Source organism: Pseudenhygromyxa sp. WMMC2535 (genome assembly GCF_011083025.2).
The window spans coordinates 4,170,809-4,190,278 of record NZ_JABJWV010000001.1 but is presented as its reverse complement, the minus strand read 5'-3'; the positions used below and the strand labels follow the sequence as shown (position 1 = coordinate 4,190,278).

Here is a 19,470-nt window from a genome sequence, read left to right as displayed (position 1 = left end):
TGGCGCCTCGCTGGGCCTCCCCCGCCGCGACCTGCTACCGTCCGACCCAGGTCATGGATGATCCCGGCGTCTACCTCCTGATGATCGGCGGCCTCTTTCTGCTCGGGGCCGCCGGCGAGATCATCTTCTCGCGCACCCAGATCCCCGACGTCGTGTGGTTGATCCTCGCCGGGGTGCTGCTGCGCACCACCGGCCTCGTCGACCCGCGCAACCTCGACGCGATCCTCCCGCTCTTCTCGGCCCTGACCCTGATCGTCGTGCTCTTCGACGGCGGGCGTCAGCTGGTGATCAAGGACCTCGTCCAAGCGGCCCCGCGAGCCTCGGCCATGGCCGTGCTCAGCTTCATCATCTCGACCCTCGGCGTCGCCGTGCTCCTCCAGCTCGCCGCGCTCACCGGCCTGCTCCCCGACACCTGGAGCTTCTTTCACAGCCTCATGGTCGGGGCCATGCTCGGCGGCTCGAGCTCGCTGATCATCATGCCCTCGATGAACCTGGCCAAGGTCGAGGCCAAGGTCTCGAACCTCGTCGGCCTCGAGTCCGCGCTGACCGACGCGCTGTGCGTCGTCGTGGCCGTCGTGCTCATGAACATCATCAGCTCGGGCGAGGCCAGCGCGGGCGACACCTTCGCCGAGCTCGCCCGCAACTTTGGCTTTGCCCTGCTGATCGGCCTGCTCGTGGGCTGGGGCTGGATCCCCGTGCTCCGCCTGCTCTCGGGCAACCAGTACGGCTACCCCGTGACCCTGGCCGCGCTGCTCTTCTTGTACGTGCTCGTCGACCGCATCGGCGGCAACCCGGCCATGGCCGTGCTGACCTTCTCGATCATCGTCGGCAACGCCGGCCCGCTGATGAAGCGCATCGGCTTCAGCCTCGGCGACAAGCCGCTCGAGCTCGACAGCACCGTCGTCACCGTCCACACCCAGGTCGCCTTCATCATCAAGTCCTTCTTCTTCACCTACATCGGCCTGATGCTGGCCCCGCCGTGGAGCCTGCTCTTCTTGGGCGTGGTCGTGGGCGCCTCCTTGCTGGCCGCGCGCATCCCCGTGGTCATGCTGATCGCCCGCAAGCCCGCGTTCTCGGACCCCGAGCGCAAGATGATCTCGATCTCCCTGCCCCGGGGCATGGCCGCCGGCGTGCTCGCCACCTTGCCCGCCTCGGCGCGCTACGGCATCGAGGGCACGGAGAACCTCCCGGCGATGGTGTTCGCGGCGGTCGTGACCTCGATTGCGATCTTCGCCGTCGGCTTTCGCAAGGTCCGCGCCGAGGAGCGCGCCGCGACCCTCCCGGGGCCCGTGGCCGGGCCGGGGATCGAGCCGGGCGTGAGCGACCCTGCGCTGGCGGAGGCGATGCCCGACGGGCACTTGCCCTCGGCGGATCCCGAGCTCGAAGCAGGCGAGGGTGGCGAAGCTGTCGGCGAGGGCGAAGCTGCTGGCGAAGAGGCCGCGACCCGCGTGGACCTCGACGCCGCCGCTGCGCAGGCCGATGCGGCTGCCGATGCCGATGCCGATGCCGACGCCGACGCCGCTGCCGATGCCGACGCGGCGGCTTGGGCCAGCCCCGACATCGCCGAGGCTCAGCCCGAAGCCGCGGCCCAGGCCGATCCGGCCGTGGGCTCTCCTCCCTCGCCGAGCCAGCCCGCGAGTCCAGAGCAGCCCGCGCCCACGCCCGACTCGAGCCCTGCGCCCGCTCCCGCAGCGCCCGCGCGCACCTCGACCGCACCGGGCATCTCCGTCGGCGCCCCCCGAGCGACTCAGTCTCCCCAGGCGGCCCAGCCAGCGCCCGCGACTGCGACGTCGACCTCCAAGCCGACCACGCTCTACGGCGTGCCGGCGCCGAGCATCGATCCCCTGCCTACACCCGTGTCTGGGCCCGTGTCTGGGCCCGCCCCCCAGTCGGCCTCGCCCGCCCAGCCCAGCGCGCCCGTGCCCCAGTCGGCCTCGCCTGACCAGCCCAGCGCGCCGCGCTCTGCGGCTCGCTCGGGGCCACAGTGGCACCCGCCCCAAGCGAGCCCGCCCACCAAGCCCAAGCCCAAGCCCGAGCCCGAGCCCGAGCCCAAGTGAGCGACCCTCGTGAACGCTGGCGCTCGCCCCTGCTCGGCGAGTCTCCCAACGATCCATGACACCTCGCTCCGGTTCATCACTGTGATGGCGGCGAGCCACGGATATCTTGCATACGATTGCAACTGCCTCGGAGTAACGATCTCGGGCGCAACGAGGCGAGAAGTGCAACATGGCCAGCACTTCGACCCAGCCCGCTACTCTCACCTATACAAAGACACAAACATGGCCGTAGACTATCGGCCATGTCCCCCTCCCTACCCCGCAACTTCGGCCTCATCCTCCCCTTCGCGCTCGCCCTCGCTTGCAGCAGCAAAGAGCCCACCGCCAAGTCGACGAGCTCGGCCTCGCCTGACGCCGCCCCCCAGACCGCGGCCGCCGATCCCAAGGCCCTTCTCGACGACTACCTCGCGCAGACCCCCGCCGAGGCGCCCAGACTGTCCACGGAGATCACCGGCACTCCCGGCGCCCTCCCCGACACCGACATCTCCCGCTGCCAAAAGACCGGCTGGTCCTACTTCGAGTGCGCCCAGGTCTTCCCCGATCAGGGCCGCGAGTGGGTACGCTGGGAATGTGCCCACGGAGATCCCCCACAGCACCGCGCCATCTTGTGCTCCCGCCTCGCCGAGTACCTCCACCAGGGCATAGGCGGACCCAGGCAGCCCGAGCTCGCCTCCGCGCTCTTCGATCGCCAGTGCCAGCCCGACGAAGCCAATTACTACGGCAGCTGCTTCGTCGCCGCCCGCGTCCTGATGTTCGACGATCCCGATCGCGCCCTCGAATTCGCAAGGCGAGGCTGCAGCTCCGAGACCGAGAGCCCGGGTGGCTGTAGCAGCTTGCTCCCGCGCCTCGAGGCCGGGCTGAAGTCGCGCAAGGTCATCGTCGAGCAGGTCGAGGGGCTCGCCGGGGTCACCGTCGGCAGCGAGTGCGCGGTCTGGCTGTGGCCGACCACCCCGGGGAGCTGCGGCGCCCGGCTGGCCTGCGGCGACCTCGTGCTCTATGGCTCGGAGGAGAGCAGCGTGCCCTGCAAGGAAGATGGCACGGGCGGCGAAGACATGACCACCGCCAAAGACGGGGACCCGGCCTTTCGCCTCGAGGAGGGCGCTGTCAGCTTGCGAGACGATGACGAGGGCACGCTCGGCGCGTTCTCCTTCGAGGGCAGGGTCGAGTGAGCCACGGCCCTCTCATGAGAGGGCCAGCTCGAGACCTCCCTCGAGCTTGAAACCCGCCCCCCGAGTCGGCATCGTCCGGCCGTGCCCGACATCAAGCTCACCGCCTCCGACGGCCACCAACTCGACGGCTTCCGCCTCGACCCCAAAGCCTCCCCCCGCGGCGGCCTCGTGGTCCTGCAGGAGATCTTCGGCGTCAACGACCACATCCGCTCGGTCGTCGCGATGTACACCGGCCTCGGCTACGCCTGCCTCGCCCCCGCGCTCTTCGACCGGATCGAGCCCGGGGTCCGCCTCGGCTACGGCGACGCAGACTTCGGGACCGGGCTCGGGCTGGCGCAGAAGCTCGATCCAGAGCAGGTCATCCTCGACGTCAACGCTGCGATCGCCAACCTCGCCGCCAGCGGCGTCGGCAAGATCGCGGTCATCGGCTACTGCCTCGGCGGCGCGCTGACCTGGCTGTCCGCCGCGCGGGCCGAGGGCCTGAGCGCGGCCATCAGCTACTACGGCGCCCAGATCCCGATGTTCGTCGACGCGCGGCCGCGCGTCCCGACCCTCTTTCACCTCGGCCAGCGCGACGGCTACTTCCCGATCGCCAAGGCGCGCGAGATCTGCTCCGCGGTCGAGGGTGGCGAGGTCCACGAGTACGACGCCGACCACGGCTTCGCCTGCGACCACCGCCCGCCAGTGTTCGACGCGGCCGCGACCGCGCTGGCCTTCGAGCGCAGCATCGCGTTCTTGGCCGAGCAGCTCGGCTAGTGTGCGCGGCAGAGGACTTGAAGGGCCCCAGGCTTGGAGCACCGGCCGCTGACTTCGTTGCTCGTCAGTCATTTGTGCCCGACAAACTCCCTCCTCGCGCCTCGTCAGCAACCGGCGGTCCGGCGCCTGGGACCCTTCAAGTCCTCTGCCGCGCACACTAGGAGCGCAGGCCCGCCTCGCCGCCGAGCAGGACCATCACGAGCATGCGGTGGTCCAGCCGCGTCGCCGCGGTGACCAGCGCCTCGAACTCGTCGAAGTCGTAGAACTCCATCGCGGTCATGGGCAGCTCGAGCATCTCGATCTCGAGGAGGGGTTGTTGGGGCCTCACACAGTGAGCGAGTTCTCGTTCCCGCCGAGGCCCCGGGAAGCGTTCCCGGCGCCGCGACCCATGCATCTGACATGCGCTAAGTACGGCCCGTAATTCATGCGTTTGGAGTTCCTACACGCCATGTGGAAGCGGGGCGGCGGGATCAGGGCAGCGAGACGCGCGAGAAGATCGAGCGGTTCGAGGACGACGGCGTAGCTGCCGTCCCTCCACGCGCGCTTGAACGAGTAGACCAACCGCTGGCCGTCCTGCGCGACCGAGAGGCGCTCCTGCGAGACCGGAGGCCGCGCGATCCGAGTAGAACGCCGCCAACGCGTCGCGGAAGGTCGAGCCGGGCGGGAGGAGGACCACGTTGTAGTAGGCGCCGCGCTCGGCCCAGTAGTCCTCGATCGGCAGGCCCCGGAGCAATCGCTTGGACCGCCATGTCGTGTAGATCAGGGCCCAGGGCTCAAGGGAGATCGGCAGCTCGAGCTGCATCCCATGATGCTTCGTCCGCGATCGACTTCCTCACGAATGTGAGCGGGCATGTCCTCAATGTCATCGCGGCTGACGATGGACCAGCCGGTCGCTGCCTGGCCTGACGAGACCATCGCCAACGACCGGGCTTGCAGTCGTGCCCGTGGTGGCGTCAGGATGGGCCGTGACCAGCGACACCAACGACACCAGTCCGACCGCGCTCGGCAGAGCTCACGGCTTGCTGTCGAGCCTCAACAACTTCCTCCTCCTCCCCTTGTTCGCCCTCATGGCGCTCGAAGCCTCGGACCCGAGCGTCCGTGCGGCGGCGACCAGACTCTACTTCTGGTTCTGCGTGCCGTTCTTACTGGAGTGGTGCGTCGGTCTCGCCAATGCGGATCGCAAGTGGGCCTACGTCAAGGAGCCGAGCAACGTCGCGGACCTCCTGTCCTCGGTCCCGTTCGGCGCCGTGTTCCAGGGGTTCCGCCTCGTTCGGCTCCTGCGGCTGATGAGACTGCTCAGGATCGTCGTGCGGACCCAGAGATTCCAGGGCCGTGCGGCGAAGCTGATCCGAGCGCTGGGGCTCGTCTCGTCGCTGGTGCTCGCGGCCGCGATCGCCTTTCGCACCGTCGAGCCCCAGTCCACCACGGGACTCGAGCAGGCGCTCTGGTGGGCGATCGTCACGCTCAGCACCGTCGGCTACGGCGACGTCATGCCGACGACGCCCGCTGGTCACGTGGTCGCCGCAGCCGTCATCTTCGCGGGCCTCGGTGCGTTCGGCTACGTCGCCGGAGTGATGACCGCGGTCCTCGACGAGCCCCAACCACCCGCGCCGACGCGGGAGGACTTCGACCGCCTCCGGGCCGAGCTGGTCGAGATCAAGGGGCTGCTGGCGAGCATGCAGCCGGCCGAGCTCTCCTCGCAGGTCCAGCACGGAAGACAGTGAAACCAGTCCCGTGAGGCAGTTGCGTCCGCGAGGCGCGGCAGCAGGCGCTCGCGCTGGGCGCTGATCCGGGCCACTTCCCCAAGAAGCTGCGGCTGCTCGAATCGGTCACGGCGCTGCTGGACACCACGGCGGCCATCGAGGCCACGACGGAGGAGCAGGCCATCCAGTCCGAGTTCGACGCCGCCGGCCGGCCAAAACCAATAGAGGGGCGAGGCCTCGCAGGTCTCCCGGATCGGGGGAGGCTGCGACCTTCGGGCTTTGCTAGCATCGAGTCGGTGACGAGGATCCGCCTGCGGCGTTCGGTTCCAAGCTCGGTGTGGGCCGTGGTTGTGGCCTTGCTGGCCCTGGCCGCCTGTCGCCGAGAGCCACCCGCACCCAGCTGTGATCTCGGCGAGCTCGGCGAGCTCGCCGAGACCCTGCCCTCCGCATCGATCTCCGAGCAGGCGAGTCGGGTGTGGCCCGCCCTCGCCGGGGCATGCGCTGGCGCGATGCCCCAGCCCCTCGAGGCTCACTTCGGTGGGCTTCACGATCCCGACTCGAGGCCCCAAGTCCTGCTCCGAGAGCGAGATCCCGAGGCGGCCAGGCTCCAGCGCGCGGCCTGCCCAAGATGGGACGAGATCGCCCCTCAGCGCGCGGAGCAGAGCGCGTCGGCTCGGATCTTCGAGGACTGCGCGTTCGGACGCTACGCGGTGCTGAGTCCCGACGAGCTGGGTCCCGACCCCGCGATCATGACCTGGGCTGCGCACCAGTGGCTGCTCGACCAGGGCCTGAGCGCGGACACGGCTGCCCCCATCACGCGGGCGCTCTACGCCCTCGATCAGCTCGGCCACCGCCCGAGCTGGCGCATGAGCGAGCTACGCCTCCCGGAGTTTCGAGGCGTTGCCCTCGACGAGGGCCCCACGCTCTACGTCACGCTCGACTCCTTGGGTTTCGAGGGGCGCCCGATCCCCGGCGCCCTCGAAGCGGACCCCCTGGCGCAGCGCTCGCTCGCGGAGGTGCTCTCGCAGGCGGCCGCGGAGGCGCGAGGCCAGCGCGTGGAGGCCGGGGGTCCGACGCTCTTGGTCGCTGCCCACGTCGAGCTCTCCGCCGCTGCGCTGACGAGGCTCCTGCGCGCCGCCAAGAGGGCCGGCTTCGCGCGCGCCGGCTTCCTCGTCGAGCCCGAGGCCTACGCCCCCACCTACGTGCTCATCGCCCTCGCGCACGACGAGCCTCCGAGTACGCCCCCCTTCATGAAGGTCGAGGTCGATCGCGAGGGACTCGACCTGACCCGTGGAGAGATCGGCAGTCCCGAGCGCCACGGACCCGACGATCTCGACGCGGTCGCGAGTTTCGCCGCCGCGCTGCGACGAGACGAGCCAGAGGCTCGCCTCGCCCTCATCGCCACCACCGGGCACATCTCGCTCGCGCGGTTCCTCGCGCTCGCGTCCGCGGCACGCGGGCCGAGCTGCCGAGGCGCGGGTGTGGACTGCGTGCTCCCGGAGGTCGCGCTGCGGGTTCGAGACGAGGAGCCGCCTCGCCCCCCCCTTGGCGGTCGCATGCTCTCTGCCGAGCCCCCGCCGAGCCCCGCGACCATCGAGGGCGAGCTCGAGCGCTCGCTCATCGACCGGATCGTCCGCGCTCACCGTGCTCAGCTGCGAGCCTGCGCGACCTCGACGCTCCCCTCCGCGCAGCTCCCGAAGGCGCTGACCATCGAATTCGTGATCGACGCCAGGGGCAGGACCTCTCAGATCGAGCTCGCTGCTTCCCCGCGAGAGCAGGAAGAACTCCGCGCTTGCGTCGCAGGGATCGTTCGGGAGTGGCGCTTCCCCAAGCCCGAGGACGGTGGGAAGGTTCGAGTGATCTACCCTCTCGCGCTCCACGATGACGCGGCCTCGCCCTCGTCCTTCACCAAAGGACAGTAGACGAGACGTCCTGGCCCCCCGGATGATCGGGGAATGGCTGCGAGGCGCTGAGCGATGGGCACCATGCTCTTGCGCTCGCCATCGAGGAGAAGCCCACGCATGTAGTTGGCGAGGGCCTCGCGCCGCTCGCTGCGACCCATCTGATGAGTGATGTAGCCGAAAAACTCCTCGAGTTCGGCCTCCACCCGGGAGATTTGTTCTGGAGTCACCCCCGCAGCAGATCACAGCCGGGGATCGTTGCCGATCCCCATCTGACCAAGTAGTCCTAGGAGCCCGTGGTGGAATTCAGCCGCGGCTGATGCTGACGCCGCCGTCGGCCGAGACCATGCTCCCGGTCACGAAGGAGGCGGCGTCCGACGCCAAGAAGAGCGCGACGCGGGCGATCTCCTCGGGCGCAGCGATGCGCCCGAGGGCGTGGAGGCCCTCGACGTGGGCCCGCGCCTCGGGGCTGTTCGCCACCGTCGCGCCCAGGGGCGTGTCGACTCCGCCCGACAAGATCGCGTTGGCGCGGATCCCCTGGCGCCCGAGCTCGACCGCGAGCACGCGGACGAGGCCGCTGAGCCCCGCCTTGGCGGCCGCGTAGGCGGCCATGTTGGCGAAGCCGACCTGCGGGCCGACGAAGGACGACGTGAAGGTCAGCGAGCCGCCGCCGCGCCGCAGCAGCGCGGGGATCTGGTGGCGAGCGCAGCAAAAGGCGCCGTCGAGGTTGACCGCGAGGGTCGCCCGCCAGTCGGACAGGCTCAGCTCGTGGGCTGGCGCGAGCGCGCCGAGGGTCCCGGCGTTGTTGAACGCGAGGTCGAGCCCGCCAAAGCGGCGCTCGGCGGTGTCGACGAGCGCAGCGGCGAAGGACTCGTCGCAGAGGTCACCGGGTACGGCGGCGGCCCGACCGCCCTCGGCCTCGATGTGTTCGACGAGGGCGTCGAGCTCGGCGGCCCGGCGGGCGCCGAGGACGAGGGCGGCGCCCGCCCGAGCAAAGAGCAGCGCGGCGGCCCGGCCGATGCCCGAGCTCGCGCCGGTGATGATGGCGACCTTGTTGGAGAGCGTGTGCATGATCCCCTCAGACCACGGACGCGCCCACGAAGCTCGCCACATTCGGACCTCGCACCAAAATCAGGTGCGGCCCGAAGCTCGCACGGGCTCTTCGCTCGGGTCAGCAGACGGACCCGCCGCGTGCTTGGCTGGGATCGTCAATTTGAATTGCACGACTGATACGTGCCAGCGCTGCCGTTGCTGCTCGAGCACATGCAGCCCACGCCATCCGTGGCGTAACACGAGGTCCCAGTGCAGGTCACGGGCTTCTTCGTGCCGCAGGTCGCGGTCACCGTGACGCGGAAGCCCTCGTTTCCCCCGAGCTCACCGAAGGCCGAGACGAGACTCTCCTCCTCCTCCTCACAGCTTCCCCCGCTCTCCATGCACAGCGCGTAGTCCTCGAAGGCCAGCTCGACCCGCTCATCGGCCGAGTAGCCGTCTTCCGGCTCGGGCGCGCACGCGAACGCGAAGCTCGTGAGCCCAAACAGGCAGGCCAGTAGGGATGACTTGATACCGGTTTTGGTGGTCATGTCCGGCAGACTAGGAGTCGGCTGGGACGAGCTCCATACGACTAATGGCGCATGGCCATCGGCTCACTGTGAATTGCACATCTTGTATTCGGAGACGACCCCCTCGAGATTCGTACAAAAACACCCCAAGCCATCGTAGCCCAGACAGTTGAGGCCAGAGCACATCACGGTCTCGCCGCCGCCACACTGTATGAGCACGGGCGAGCTCCCCGTGGTGCGCAGCCCCTCGCTGGCCGCGATCTCATCGAGCGCCGAGGCCAGCGCCTCTTCTTCCTCCATGCAAGCGCCTCCGAGTTCGATGCACAGCGCATAGTCCTCGAGGTCGTGCTCCGCTCGCTCATGGGCGGAGCCGCCGCCCTCACGCTCGGCCACGCAGGCGAGCGTGAGGGTCGTGATCCCGAGCAAACAGGCCAGTATGTGTGACACGGTGCCGATTTTTGTGGTCATGGCCGGCAGGCTAGGCGTCGGCCAGGACAGCAGCCATACGACTAATGGCGCATGGCTGCCGCCACCACATTAAATGTGAGCTTGCGCAATCCCCATCTCACCGCAGAAGGGAGAGTTTCATGACTGAAGCCTCGCTCGTGATCACTCCATTTCAGAGTCGGCCGTGATCATGCAGCTCGAGCAACTCCCACTCAGCCCCTTGCGCACACACACGCACTTCGTCGAGGACCTGCTCTCGACCATGGCCGAGCGCGTCCCCAACGAGATGCTCTCTTACAACGAGATCCCAGCAGGGTGGCGGATCCAGCCAGAAGACGAGGCCTTCTCGCAGGCGGGCCTCGTGGTCTGGACCCCCGCTAGCCCGACCGCGGCGCTCAGCCTCGATGACCAGCGCGCGCTCACCCTCCGCAGGCTCCACGAGCACCCCGGGCGCTTGCGTCGAGATCAGCAGGTCGCCCGCAACTCCGACCTGTGCGAGCCCAGGCGGTGGCGGGCGACCGCGCTCTACAACGAGCTCTATCGCCCCTTGCACATCGAAAACCAGTGCCTCCTCTACCTCCCGGCCCCGCCGGGCATGGAGCTCGTTCTCGCCTACAACCGCGAGCGCGGCGACTTCTCCGACGCCGAGCTCGCCGAGCTTGGCGCGGCCCAGCGCGGCCTGACGCCGATCATCCGCGATCACTGGCGCTACCTCGAGCTCCTCGCCGAGCAGGCGCGCTGGCGTGCGCTCGCCGAGAGCGAGGGGCGCGGCGTGATCCACCTCGACGAGCGCGGCCGCCCGCGCTGGGTGAGCCCCCGCGCCCGCGCGCTGCTGCGCGAGCATGGCCTCGCGCTCGAGGGACAGCGCCTGCCTGCGCCCTTGCGGCGCTGGCTCGCCCCCCTCCATCACGCTCGCCAGCGGACCCTACCCGCGTTTCGGTGCTGCGCTCGGGATCAGCTCCTCGACGTCTCCCTCCACCCCGGGGACTCGGGCGGAGTCCTGGTCCTCGAAGCTCGGGCCGTGGCCAAGGACCCCGCGACCGCGGTCCAGGCCCACACACGCTCCCTCGCCGAGGCGCTGGACCTGACGCCACGCCAGGCAGAGGTCGCGCTGTGGCTGCGCTACGGCAAGTCCAACGCGGACATCGCCGCGCTGCTCTCGATCCGCCCGGCCACGGTCAAGAAGCACCTCGAGCGCGTGTTCGACAAGCTCGGCGTCGAGAACCGAACCAGCGCCGCGAGCCGCGTGCTCGAGGTGCTCGAGGTGCTCGAGTCAGGCTCCACGGCGCCTGCTCAGCGAAATATACATTAGCCCGCCTGCGGTGCGTCGGCGCGCACTGGCCAGGGCACCTCGACGCGTTCGTCCACGGACACCTGCTCGCCGATCTGCGTCGCCGAGGCCCGCACCAGCAGGTCGCGGTAGCGCCACTCCACGCGGATCGCCTCGAGCCGCGGCGGCGCGTCCCCGGGCAGGGGCAGCTCGCCGCTTCGCACGCTCGGCTCGCCGTAGGTCGCCTCGAGCCGCGCCAGGGTCTCGCGCAGGTCGAGCATCGCGGCCTCGGCCTGGCGGTAGCTGCGACGCAGCGAGGCGTGGCGCAGCGGGTGCTCGGGGCTGTCGAATACGAACAGCGCCCGGCCCTCCACCGGGGGGCGGCTCGCGTCGTCGAGCGCGGCCAGGGTCTCGAGCGTGCAGGCGAGGCGAATCTGCGGGTTGGACTCGCGGCTGGAGCGACGCCAGACCACCGAGGCCCCGCTGACGGCGTCGGGGTCACCGGCCGCGGCGATCTGCTCGCGCTTGTGCTCGCGCAGCCGGGCGACGCTGGCCCGCGCGCTGGTGTCGACGCAGTCGAGGCCGCGCGCGGCGAGGGCTCGGCGCAAGCTCTCGAGGTCGTCGAAGCCCACCCGCGCGCCCAGGGCCGCGCTGCTCGGCGCCCTGGCCAGGGCCTGCTCGGGCTCCTCGAATTCCGGCAGCCGGGTCTCCAGCGGTGGCAGCTGCGCCGCGGGCTCGCGGCCGAACTGCCACCACAGCGCCGCCGCGAGGCCGATCAAACCCAGACCCAGGCCCAGCCAAAACAAGCGCCTGCGCCACAGCGCCTGGCGCTCGCGCACCAGCGGCGAGGAGGTCGTCGGCTGAGGACCCTTGGCGCGCATCAGGGGCAGTTCCCGGGCTCGTCGACGAGCTCGGCGCACAGCGGGTCGAGCACGGCCATGATCGCGTCCTCGTCCTGCGTCGAGATCTCGGTCTCGGCGGCGGCGAGCACCATGTCGAGGTCATCGGCGAAGGCCTGGAAGTCCTCGACGGTGAGGGTCATGCCCTCGTGGGCGCTGACCATGTCCTTGCAGACCGAGCCGCCGTAGCTGGGGTCGAGCATGGTCGCCTCGTTGCCATAGAGGCAGGGGCCATCGATGGCGCACAGCTGGCGGGTCAGGCAGGCTTCGAAGCGAACCTGGTCGGCGCCGGCGAACAAGCCCATGATCGCGGGATCCGAGCTCACGGTCGTGTAGAAGTCCGTGACCACGGCCTGGATGCCCGGCTTGCGACCGACCCGCTGGTAGATCGTCGCGTCGTTGCTGGGGTCCTCGACGATGTCCGCCTGCATGTCGACGAGCGCGGCGACGATCGTGTCGATGTCGGCCTGGGCCACGCCCGCGTCGGTCAGCGCGCCGACGAAGTGATCCGCGAGATCGAGGAAGTCCTGCTCCGAGATCCCCAGACCTTCGTGGGACTCCTTCATGTCGCGGCAGTCGCTGCCCGGGTAGGCTTGCGGACCGCCGGAGATGTTGCCGAGCTGATTGACCAGGCAGGTGATCGTCACGCCGACGTCGACGTCGTCGTTGAGGAAGTAGGCGTTGATCTTGGGGTCGGCGGCGATCCGGTTGACGACCGCGTCGGTGACCACGGCCTCGATGCCCGGCTCCTCCCCGAGGCGCTCGTAGAGCGTGCTCCCGGCCTCGTCGTCACCGTCCTCTCCGCCCTTGCAGCCCGCGGAGAGCACGAGGGCCGAGCCCAGGCAAAGACCAAGCGCGATGCGGTGTGGCATACGCGCAGGATAGCGCGTACGTGCCCTTCGCGCGCCTGGTCCATGGACCAAAACTGGGCCCAGCCCAGCTCAGCTCTTGGCGAAGAGCGCCAGCGGGTCACGCATGGCCTTGAACTCGAGGGCGTTGCCGGCGGGGTCGAGCAAGAACATCGTCGCCTGCTCACCGACCTCGCCCGCGAAGCGGATCTGCGGCTCGATCTCGAAGCGCACCTCGGCCGCCAGCAAGCGGTCCCGCAGCTGCGCCCACTCGTCCATGGTCAGGACCACGCCAAAGTGAGGGACCGGCACGTCCTCGCCGTCGACGAAGTTGCGCCCGTGGATCCCCTGGTGACCGTCGACCTCGTGGATCACCAGCTGGTGGCCAAAGAAGTCGAAGTCGACCCAGCGCGTCGAGCTGCGGCCTTCGGGGCAGCCCATGAGCTCGCCGTAGAAGCGCCGGCAGCTGGCGAGGTCGTCGACCGGGATCGCTAGATGGAAGGGGCCCGACGCGGCGGTGGACATGGCCAGAGGCTAGCGGGTCGGGGCAGGCTTGCGGGCGGGGTCGGGCACGAAGTAGGCGCGCGCGCCCTCGACACAGGCGATCCCCCGGGCGCGGCGACCATCGAGGGACTCGCCGGCGCGGCTGACCACGCGGATGTCGTAGGACAGAGCGCTCGCCGGCTCGAGGTCCGCGAGGTAGCGGATCACCAGCTCGCGGGCCTCGTCTTCGTCGGCGGCGATCACCGTGAACCCAGCGGTGTAGCCCTGGGCGCCCACGGGCCAGCTCTCCATGAGCGACACGGCCGGCGGCGGCTCGCAGGGCTCGGGCCTGGGCTCGATGCCCAGCTCGGCCTCGACCTCGGCGCGGACCGAGACCCGAAAGGCCTCGGCCGGCTGGGCGAGCAGTCCGTGGTCGACCCGGTTGATCGTCTCGAACATGTGCGGGGTGGTCCAGTCGCGGCGACCGGACACGCGCGCGACCTCGCGGGCCTCGGCCCGGCGGCCGTGCTGCCACAGCGCCTCGAACACCTCCTCGGCGACGAGACTCGCGTAGCCGCTGCCGAGCTCGCCGCGATCGTGGAGCGTGACCACGAGATCGAGGGCCTGATAGAGCATGCGCAGGGCCTCGTCGAGATCGCCCTGGGGATCTCCGAGCACCCACGAGCCGAGCACCGCCAAGGTCAGCGGGTTGCTGCGGTCGGCCTGGTGAGCCCGCTCCATGGTCACCCGGGCGCCGTCGTAGCGGCCGAGGCGGTAGAGGGTGATCGCCTGGTTGTAGAGCGCCCCGCTGTTGAGACCCTCGAGCGAGAGCGCCGACTCGAACCGCTCGATCGCCTCCTCGAGGCGGTCGAGGTCCGACAGGCAGATGCCGTGCTCGACGAGCATCTCGACGTCGAGGGGATCTTCTTGCAGGTAGGCGTCGTAGATCTCCTCGGCCTCGTCGAGGCGACCCTGGCGACGCAGCAGAGCCCCGAGCGCGGCGTTGGCCTCGACCATGCTCGGCGCGCCCTCGTCGAGGTTGAGCGCCCGGCGGTAGCAGGTCTCGGCCTGCTGCTCGTCGCCGAGGCGCTCGAGCACCGCGCCGAGGTTGTAGTGCTGAAGCACGCCGTTGGGGTCGAGGGCGACGGCGACCTCGAAGGCCTGGCGGGCCTCGTCGAGCTTGCCGTGAAGATCCAAGACGTTGCCGAGCGCGGTCAGGATGTCCGGCTTGCGCGGGAACTCTCCGGCCGCGCGACGGGCCAGAGTCAGCGCGTGGCCGTAGTCTCCGATGTCACACAGGCCGCGGATCCACATGCAGTAGATCGGCACGCGCTCGTTGTCGGGGAGTTCGGGTTCCCACGAGCTACGGAGCAGTCGAACCGCCGAGTCGGCGGCGCCTTGATCGAGCAAGGTGGCGATGGCGTCGAGTTGCGGGCGCATTTGCAGACGCAAGGGGGTCGAAGATTTTTTGCATGAACCGCCGAGCGCTGGCAACAAAGAGTTGAGTTCCTTCGCGCTCGGCGGAGGTCGCGACGCCGAGCACGCGACGACCATTGATGGCTCTAGTGTTCGCGCCCGGCGCGGCGACCTTGCCCAGAGTTTGGTGCTCGACTCGGCGAAAACTCAGGCGCCGACGGCGGGCAAGCGCTCGCGGACCAGGCCGAGAAACATCTGCATACCGATCGGTATCAGTTCGTCTTCGAAATCGAAGTCGGGATGGTGACAACCGGGCGTGTCCTCTCCCTCGCGGCCAGCGCCAAGGAAGAAGTAGGCCGCCGGCACCTCCGCCGCGAAGTAGGCGAAGTCCTCGCCTCCAGCCATGGGCAGCCCTTCGCTGCTGGCCGCGAGGCCGACCTGCTGTGATACGCGTTGCACGGCCGCCACACACTCGGGGTGGTTCACGAGCACGGGGTAGCTGGCCTCCAGGGCGAGGTCCACCTCGACGCCATGGGTCATGCCGACACCCTTGCAGATCTCGCGCGCGCGCGAGAGCACTCGCTCGGTGACCGCGGCGGAGTAGCTGCGGATGGTGCCAGTCATGCGCGCGAACTCGGGGATGACGTTGCTCGTGGTGCCGCTCTCGAAGCTGCACACGCTGAGCACCGCCCCGCCCGCGGCGCCCAGCCCCCGAGAGACCACGGTCTGGAGCGCGCCGACGAGGGCCGCCCCGGCCACGATGGGGTCGCGGCAGTCCTGCGGCTGGCTGCCATGGCCACCGCGACCGCGCACGGTGATCTCGAAGGTGTGGACCTGCGCCATCGTCGGGCCGGCGATGACCCGCAGCTGGCCGCTGGGATAGCCGGGCCAATTGTGCAGCCCATAGACCTCGCTCACGCCGTCGAGGGCGCCCTCGGCGATCATGACTTTGGCGCCGCCACCATCGACGCCCTCTTCGGCGGGCTGAAAGAGCAAGCGGACGTTGCCGGCGATCTGCTCGCGGTAGCGGGCGAGGATCGCGGCCGTGCCCAACAAGATCGCCGTGTGCCCATCGTGGCCGCACTTGTGCGCGCGGCCGTCGTGGACCGAGCGCCAGGGCAAGTCGGTGTGCTCGGGCATCGGCAGGCAGTCGAGGTCGGCGCGCAGGGCGATGGTCGGCGCGCGTCCCTGGAGCTCGGGGCGAAGGTCGGCGATGAGCCCCGTCTTGGCGCTCTCCCGCGGCTCGTAGCCGAGCTGGCTGAGCCAGCCCTTGACCAGCCGCTGGGTCCGGAGCTCCTCGAAGCCGAGCTCCGGGTGCTTGTGGATGTCTCGCCTGATCTCGACCAGCGTCGGCTCCAGGCCGCGGATCTCTTCGCTCGGATCCTCCCAAGACATGGCGCGCAGGGTAGCTGATTTTCCGTCACAATACAGACGCCCTGCGACGCGCTACGCTGGCGCCATGGGCTCGGCAATTCGCAGCAAGGCGCTGATCCTCTATGAGGGCGAGCGCACTCCACACCGCTCCTGTGGCATCGCCCTCGCCGAGACCTTCGACCGCCCGACGGCCGCCTACCAGAGCCTGCGCCGTGGAGGGATCACGGGTCGTGGAACCTGCGGAGCGGTGGTCGCCGGGCAGCTGATCCTCGGCGAGTTCCTCGGCCACCCCGATCCCACGGGGCCGACGACGCCCGCCCTCGAGCGCGCGATGAAGCGCTACCAGGCGCGGGTCGAGGCCGAGCTCGATCGCGGGGCGAGCCCGAGCCTGATCTGCAACGACCTGACCGCGCCACACGGTGATTTTCGCGGGCCCGATCGCCATCGATTTTGTACCGCGCTCGTCGCCCAGGTCGCCCAGCTCGTCGACGAGACCCTGCGCGAGCAAGGCCTCGCCCACCCGGTCACTCCCCTGACCACGGACGAGGGCGAGCGCCTCGACTTTCGCTGACGCGCGGCCCAAAATGCCGCGCAGCCCCCAAAGGGGCGTGTTCAAAGCGTCCCCTACCGCGAACGCGCGGCCGCGGGGGTATAACCATCCAACCATGGCTGGAGAGCCGATCACCTTCGACCAGCTCGTCGTGTTTTTGGCGATCGTCGAGACCGGCAGCTTCTCTGGTGCGGCGCGCAAGCTGGCTCGGGCGCAGTCGGCCATCAGCTACGCGATCGCAAACCTGGAGCGGCTGCTCGAGCTCGAGCTCTTCGACCGCACCGGCCGCAAGCCCGTGCTGACCGCGGCCGGCCGCGCGCTCCTCGATGACGCCCGCTCCGTCAACGGTCAGGTCGATCGCCTGCTCGCCCGCGCCCGCCAGATGCGCGAGGGCCTCGAGCCGCGCCTGGCCATCGCCGTCGACGTGTTCTTCCCGATGCCCGTGCTGCTCGAGGCCCTGGCCGCGTTTCGCCAGCGCTTCCCCACGGTCCCGGTCCACCTGCACACCGAGGCGCTCGGTGCCGTGGCCAAGCTCGTCACCGACGGCGCGGTTCAATTCGGCATCAGCTTGCCCCTGCAAGAGTTTCCCGGCGGCGTGGAGCGCGAGCCCCTCGGCGTCATCGACCTGGTCACGGTCTGCGCCGCCAACCACCCCCTGGCCATGCAGTGCGGCGAGCCGATCCCCCTGGCCGCGCTGCGCGAGCACACCCAGCTGGTGCTCACGGACCGCTCGTCACTGACCGCCGGCATCGACTTCGCCGTCGCCGGCGACGACAACTGGCGCCTCGCCGACCTGCCCGCCAAGAAAGCCTGCCTGCTCGCGGGCTTCGGCTGGGGGAACATGCCCCTGCACATGGTGGCCGAGGAGCTCGAGGCCGGGCGCCTGGTGCGGCTGCACGTCCGGGAGTGGGGCACCAGCTTTCACACCGTGGACATGTTCTTGATCCATCGGGCAGCCGCCCCACCGGGGCCTGCGGGCCGCTGGTTGGTCGAGTACTTCCACGGCAAAAAAAATTCTCCATGACGCAATCTCGATCGGGGTCGCCGGGTACTACCCCGCCGTCCCGTGATGAGCGCGCCACAAGCAGTCGTCCTCGTGAGCAACCCCTCCCCCAGCTCCGGCCCCACGCCGCCCGCGCCCGAGGCCTCCGCGCTGGAGCTCGAGCGCCTGCGCCAGGAGGTCAAGGCCAGGCTGTTCGGCTCGGCCCGGAGCCCGCTGAAGATCGGCCGCTATCAGGTCATCGACTGCATCGGCTCGGGGGGCATGGGCATCGTCTACTCGGCCCGAGACGAGCGCCTCGGCCGGACCGTGGCCATCAAGCTGCTCAAGCCCGAGCTCTCGGGTAGCCAAGCCAGCAACCTCGGCGCCGAGGCCCAATCGCTGGCCAAGCTCGCCCACCCCAACGTCGTCGCGGTCTACGACGTCGGCGAGCACGACGGCCAGCTCTTCGTGGCCATGGAGTACATCGAGGGCCAGAACCTGCGCCGCTGGCTGCTCGGCAAGCGGACCTTGGACCAGGTCCTCGACGTGTTTCTGGCCGCGGGCGAGGGCCTCGCCGCGGCCCACAAGGCCGGCCTGGTCCACCGTGACTTCAAGCCCGACAACGTGCTCGTCGGCCTCGACGGGCGCCCGCGGATCCTCGACTTCGGCCTGGCCCGGGCGCCCGACGGCCACGAGGACACGGCCACGCCCCCGAGCTTCGCCGACGACGCCGAGGCCACCGCGACCAGCATGTCCCGTCACGGGGTGCTCCTGGGAACGCCGGCCTACATGGCGCCGGAGCAGCACCTTGGCGAGCGCGCCGACGCGCGCAGCGACCAGTTCGGGTTTTGCGTCGCGCTCTACCAGGCGGTCTACGGGCGCCTGCCCTTCCCCAGCGACGACCTGCGCGCGCTGTCCCTGGCGATCGTCGGCGGACGGATCACGCCGCCGCCGGTCGAGGCTCGGGTGCCCGCGAGCTTGCGCGCGCTGCTGCGCCGCGGCCTGTCCGTCGATCCCTCGAGCCGCTTCTCGAGCATGGACGCCCTGCTCGCCGAGCTCCGCACGATCCGCGGCGAGCTCGACGTCGGCGCCTCGCCCCTGGCCACCGCCCCGACGCAGCCGAGCGACGAGCTCGTCTACGACACCCAGGCGATCGCCCAGGTGTTTGGCGCCCAGCACTCGGGGCCCGACGAGCGCCGGCCCCCGCTGAGCGAGCACGAGGTCCGCGAGATCGCCGACGAGGTCGGCCTCGAGCTCTCCGACCTGCGCCCGCCCAGCCCCGCGCCCGTCCCCACCCACGGTCACAAGCCCGCCAAGCGCAAGCGCAACCGCGACCGGACCTACATGGGCATGCCCACGCAGATCCACTGCGAGCGAGCCCTGCCCGCCGTGCCCAGCCCGGAGGTCACCCGCCGGATCGTCCGCGAGCTCGAGCAAAACCTCGGCGGCGCCGGCCTGGTCGAGCACTTTGGCAGCGGCCTGGCCTGGTCCAACAGCGAGTCCGAGGCGAGCATCGATCGCCGACCCGAGGGCGCCCTGCTGACCGTGCGCCGCAACTTCTATCGCCTGGCTCGCCAGCGCCGGCGCAAGGGGGCGTTCTTCGGCCTCTTTGGCGGCCTGGTCGCGGGCGGCGTGCTCACTGACATCGTCCCCAGCCTGCTCGCCGTCGTCGAGCCCTTCTTGGTGTTCGGGGGGGCCGCGGCCGGCGTCATGGTCGGCTACGAGGTCGTCAAGAAGATCCACCAGCGGCACATGGAGGAGGAGCGCCGCGCCCTCGACTGGGTCGGCGAGCGCGTGCAGGTCCTCGTCGAGGCCGACGCGCCCCAGGCCCTGCCCCCGGGGACGCGACGTGCTTGAGGATCCCGAGCCCAGCGCGCGGCCCGGTCGCCCACCGCCATCGCTCTGCTTGCCCCCGCGCAGCCGCGCCCTCGCCCTGCCGAGCACGGTGGGCCTGGGCGCGGCCCTGGTCGCCGCCTTGATCCTGGTGACCGCCTTTGGCGTGGCCCCCCTGGTCGTCGGCGCGGGGCTCCTCGCCCTGCTCGTGGTCGACTGAGCT

Annotated in this window: 21 protein-coding genes; 10 read left to right on the top strand and 11 right to left on the bottom strand. The window is 70.1% G+C overall.

The window, feature by feature from the left end:
* Positions 1 to 53 precede the first annotated feature (53 nt).
* From G6O69_RS16510 to G6O69_RS16500, 3 genes are all read left to right on the top strand, one after another.
* Positions 54 to 2,057: a cation:proton antiporter gene (locus G6O69_RS16510; RefSeq protein WP_172304458.1), complete on the top strand. Its 2,004-nt coding sequence runs from the start codon at positions 54 to 56 to the stop codon at positions 2,055 to 2,057.
* Between the two features lie 242 nt (positions 2,058 to 2,299).
* Positions 2,300 to 3,226: a hypothetical protein gene (locus tag G6O69_RS16505; protein ID WP_172304457.1), complete on the top strand. Its 927-nt coding sequence runs from the start codon at positions 2,300 to 2,302 to the stop codon at positions 3,224 to 3,226.
* An 81-nt stretch (positions 3,227 to 3,307) separates the two neighbouring features.
* The gene (locus tag G6O69_RS16500) at positions 3,308 to 3,982 is read left to right on the top strand and encodes a dienelactone hydrolase family protein (protein WP_172304456.1); all 675 of its coding nucleotides are present in this window, start codon (positions 3,308 to 3,310) and stop codon (positions 3,980 to 3,982) included.
* Between the two features lie 157 nt (positions 3,983 to 4,139).
* On the opposite strand, the gene G6O69_RS16495 is transcribed toward G6O69_RS16500, so the two are convergent.
* Both G6O69_RS16495 and G6O69_RS40240 read right to left on the bottom strand, forming a co-directional pair.
* Positions 4,140 to 4,277, bottom strand: a complete 138-nt coding sequence (locus G6O69_RS16495; RefSeq protein ID WP_172304455.1) for a hypothetical protein — start codon at positions 4,275 to 4,277, stop codon at positions 4,140 to 4,142.
* A 144-nt stretch (positions 4,278 to 4,421) separates the two neighbouring features.
* A complete protein-coding gene (locus tag G6O69_RS40240; protein WP_255215800.1) occupies positions 4,422 to 4,784 on the bottom strand; it encodes a hypothetical protein in 363 nt (120 codons plus the stop codon).
* Positions 4,785 to 4,947: 163 nt separating this feature from the next.
* Between G6O69_RS40240 and G6O69_RS16485 the strand changes: the two genes are divergently transcribed.
* On the top strand, positions 4,948 to 5,706 hold the full coding sequence (locus G6O69_RS16485; protein WP_172304454.1) for a potassium channel family protein: 759 nt from the start codon (positions 4,948 to 4,950) through the stop codon (positions 5,704 to 5,706).
* A gap of 275 nt (positions 5,707 to 5,981) precedes the next feature.
* A complete protein-coding gene (locus G6O69_RS42195; RefSeq protein ID WP_172304453.1) occupies positions 5,982 to 7,607 on the top strand; it encodes an AgmX/PglI C-terminal domain-containing protein in 1,626 nt (541 codons plus the stop codon).
* Here G6O69_RS42195 and G6O69_RS16475 read toward each other — a convergent pair.
* From G6O69_RS16475 to G6O69_RS16460, 4 genes are all read right to left on the bottom strand, one after another.
* Entirely contained in the window at positions 7,547 to 7,816 is a 270-nt protein-coding gene (locus G6O69_RS16475) for a transposase (RefSeq protein WP_172304452.1), read from the bottom strand. The genes G6O69_RS42195 and G6O69_RS16475 overlap by 61 nt on opposite strands.
* Positions 7,817 to 7,892: 76 nt before the next feature.
* Positions 7,893 to 8,657 (bottom strand): SDR family oxidoreductase, encoded by a 765-nt coding sequence (locus tag G6O69_RS16470; RefSeq protein WP_172304451.1) that lies wholly within the window; start codon positions 8,655 to 8,657, stop codon positions 7,893 to 7,895.
* A gap of 137 nt (positions 8,658 to 8,794) precedes the next feature.
* On the bottom strand, positions 8,795 to 9,166 hold the full coding sequence (locus G6O69_RS16465; protein WP_172304450.1) for a hypothetical protein: 372 nt from the start codon (positions 9,164 to 9,166) through the stop codon (positions 8,795 to 8,797).
* A 63-nt stretch (positions 9,167 to 9,229) separates the two neighbouring features.
* Complete coding sequence (locus tag G6O69_RS16460) at positions 9,230 to 9,613, bottom strand: hypothetical protein (RefSeq protein WP_172304449.1); 384 nt, start codon at positions 9,611 to 9,613, stop codon at positions 9,230 to 9,232.
* A 169-nt stretch (positions 9,614 to 9,782) separates the two neighbouring features.
* On the opposite strand from G6O69_RS16460, the gene G6O69_RS16455 reads away from it, so the two are divergent.
* Positions 9,783 to 10,904 (top strand): helix-turn-helix transcriptional regulator, encoded by a 1,122-nt coding sequence (locus G6O69_RS16455; protein ID WP_176396884.1) that lies wholly within the window; start codon positions 9,783 to 9,785, stop codon positions 10,902 to 10,904.
* Here G6O69_RS16455 and G6O69_RS16450 read toward each other — a convergent pair.
* The 5 genes from G6O69_RS16450 to G6O69_RS16430 form a co-directional block, all read right to left on the bottom strand.
* The gene (locus G6O69_RS16450) at positions 10,901 to 11,743 is read right to left on the bottom strand and encodes a hypothetical protein (protein ID WP_172304447.1); all 843 of its coding nucleotides are present in this window, start codon (positions 11,741 to 11,743) and stop codon (positions 10,901 to 10,903) included. The genes G6O69_RS16455 and G6O69_RS16450 overlap by 4 nt on opposite strands.
* A complete protein-coding gene (locus G6O69_RS16445; protein WP_172304446.1) occupies positions 11,743 to 12,633 on the bottom strand; it encodes a group 1 truncated hemoglobin in 891 nt (296 codons plus the stop codon). The genes G6O69_RS16450 and G6O69_RS16445 overlap by 1 nt, the downstream gene beginning before the upstream one ends.
* A gap of 69 nt (positions 12,634 to 12,702) precedes the next feature.
* Positions 12,703 to 13,134, bottom strand: coding sequence for a VOC family protein (locus G6O69_RS16440; protein ID WP_172304445.1), 432 nt, complete (start codon positions 13,132 to 13,134; stop codon positions 12,703 to 12,705).
* A gap of 9 nt (positions 13,135 to 13,143) precedes the next feature.
* Positions 13,144 to 14,532: a tetratricopeptide repeat protein gene (locus G6O69_RS16435; RefSeq protein ID WP_172304444.1), complete on the bottom strand. Its 1,389-nt coding sequence runs from the start codon at positions 14,530 to 14,532 to the stop codon at positions 13,144 to 13,146.
* Between the two features lie 183 nt (positions 14,533 to 14,715).
* Positions 14,716 to 15,903 (bottom strand): M20 family metallopeptidase, encoded by a 1,188-nt coding sequence (locus G6O69_RS16430; RefSeq protein WP_172304443.1) that lies wholly within the window; start codon positions 15,901 to 15,903, stop codon positions 14,716 to 14,718.
* Positions 15,904 to 15,967: 64 nt separating this feature from the next.
* On the opposite strand from G6O69_RS16430, the gene G6O69_RS16425 reads away from it, so the two are divergent.
* The 4 genes from G6O69_RS16425 (at position 15,968) to G6O69_RS16410 (ending at position 19,467) form a co-directional block, all read left to right on the top strand.
* Positions 15,968 to 16,453, top strand: coding sequence for a C-GCAxxG-C-C family protein (locus tag G6O69_RS16425; protein WP_217909849.1), 486 nt, complete (start codon positions 15,968 to 15,970; stop codon positions 16,451 to 16,453).
* A 94-nt stretch (positions 16,454 to 16,547) separates the two neighbouring features.
* On the top strand, positions 16,548 to 17,456 hold the full coding sequence (locus G6O69_RS16420) for a LysR family transcriptional regulator (RefSeq protein ID WP_172304442.1): 909 nt from the start codon (positions 16,548 to 16,550) through the stop codon (positions 17,454 to 17,456).
* A gap of 72 nt (positions 17,457 to 17,528) precedes the next feature.
* Positions 17,529 to 19,271: a serine/threonine-protein kinase gene (locus tag G6O69_RS16415; protein ID WP_172304441.1), complete on the top strand. Its 1,743-nt coding sequence runs from the start codon at positions 17,529 to 17,531 to the stop codon at positions 19,269 to 19,271.
* Complete coding sequence (locus G6O69_RS16410) at positions 19,264 to 19,467, top strand: hypothetical protein (RefSeq protein ID WP_172304440.1); 204 nt, start codon at positions 19,264 to 19,266, stop codon at positions 19,465 to 19,467. Before G6O69_RS16415 ends, G6O69_RS16410 begins: the two co-directional genes overlap by 8 nt.
* Positions 19,468 to 19,470: the final 3 nt, after the last annotated feature.

Bases quoted from the DNA above. Each gene is read 5' to 3' on its own strand.
- G6O69_RS16440 (WP_172304445.1), bottom strand. From the start codon at position 13,134: ATGTCCACCGCCGCGTCGGGCCCCTTCCATCTAGCGATCCCGGTCGAC.
- G6O69_RS16495 (WP_172304455.1), bottom strand. From the start codon at position 4,277: ATGCTCGAGCTGCCCATGACCGCGATGGAGTTCTACGACTTCGACGAG.
- G6O69_RS16510 (WP_172304458.1), top strand. From the start codon at position 54: ATGGATGATCCCGGCGTCTACCTCCTGATGATCGGCGGCCTCTTTCTG.
- G6O69_RS16455 (WP_176396884.1), top strand. From the start codon at position 9,783: ATGCAGCTCGAGCAACTCCCACTCAGCCCCTTGCGCACACACACGCAC.
- G6O69_RS16425 (WP_217909849.1), top strand. From the start codon at position 15,968: ATGGGCTCGGCAATTCGCAGCAAGGCGCTGATCCTCTATGAGGGCGAG.
- G6O69_RS16465 (WP_172304450.1), bottom strand. From the start codon at position 9,166: ATGACCACCAAAACCGGTATCAAGTCATCCCTACTGGCCTGCCTGTTT.
- G6O69_RS40240 (WP_255215800.1), bottom strand. From the start codon at position 4,784: ATGCAGCTCGAGCTGCCGATCTCCCTTGAGCCCTGGGCCCTGATCTAC.
- G6O69_RS16505 (WP_172304457.1), top strand. From the start codon at position 2,300: ATGTCCCCCTCCCTACCCCGCAACTTCGGCCTCATCCTCCCCTTCGCG.
- G6O69_RS16445 (WP_172304446.1), bottom strand. From the start codon at position 12,633: ATGCCACACCGCATCGCGCTTGGTCTTTGCCTGGGCTCGGCCCTCGTG.
- G6O69_RS16460 (WP_172304449.1), bottom strand. From the start codon at position 9,613: ATGACCACAAAAATCGGCACCGTGTCACACATACTGGCCTGTTTGCTC.
- G6O69_RS16450 (WP_172304447.1), bottom strand. From the start codon at position 11,743: ATGCGCGCCAAGGGTCCTCAGCCGACGACCTCCTCGCCGCTGGTGCGC.
- G6O69_RS16470 (WP_172304451.1), bottom strand. From the start codon at position 8,657: ATGCACACGCTCTCCAACAAGGTCGCCATCATCACCGGCGCGAGCTCG.
- G6O69_RS16435 (WP_172304444.1), bottom strand. From the start codon at position 14,532: ATGCGCCCGCAACTCGACGCCATCGCCACCTTGCTCGATCAAGGCGCC.
- G6O69_RS16420 (WP_172304442.1), top strand. From the start codon at position 16,548: ATGGCTGGAGAGCCGATCACCTTCGACCAGCTCGTCGTGTTTTTGGCG.
- G6O69_RS16430 (WP_172304443.1), bottom strand. From the start codon at position 15,903: ATGTCTTGGGAGGATCCGAGCGAAGAGATCCGCGGCCTGGAGCCGACG.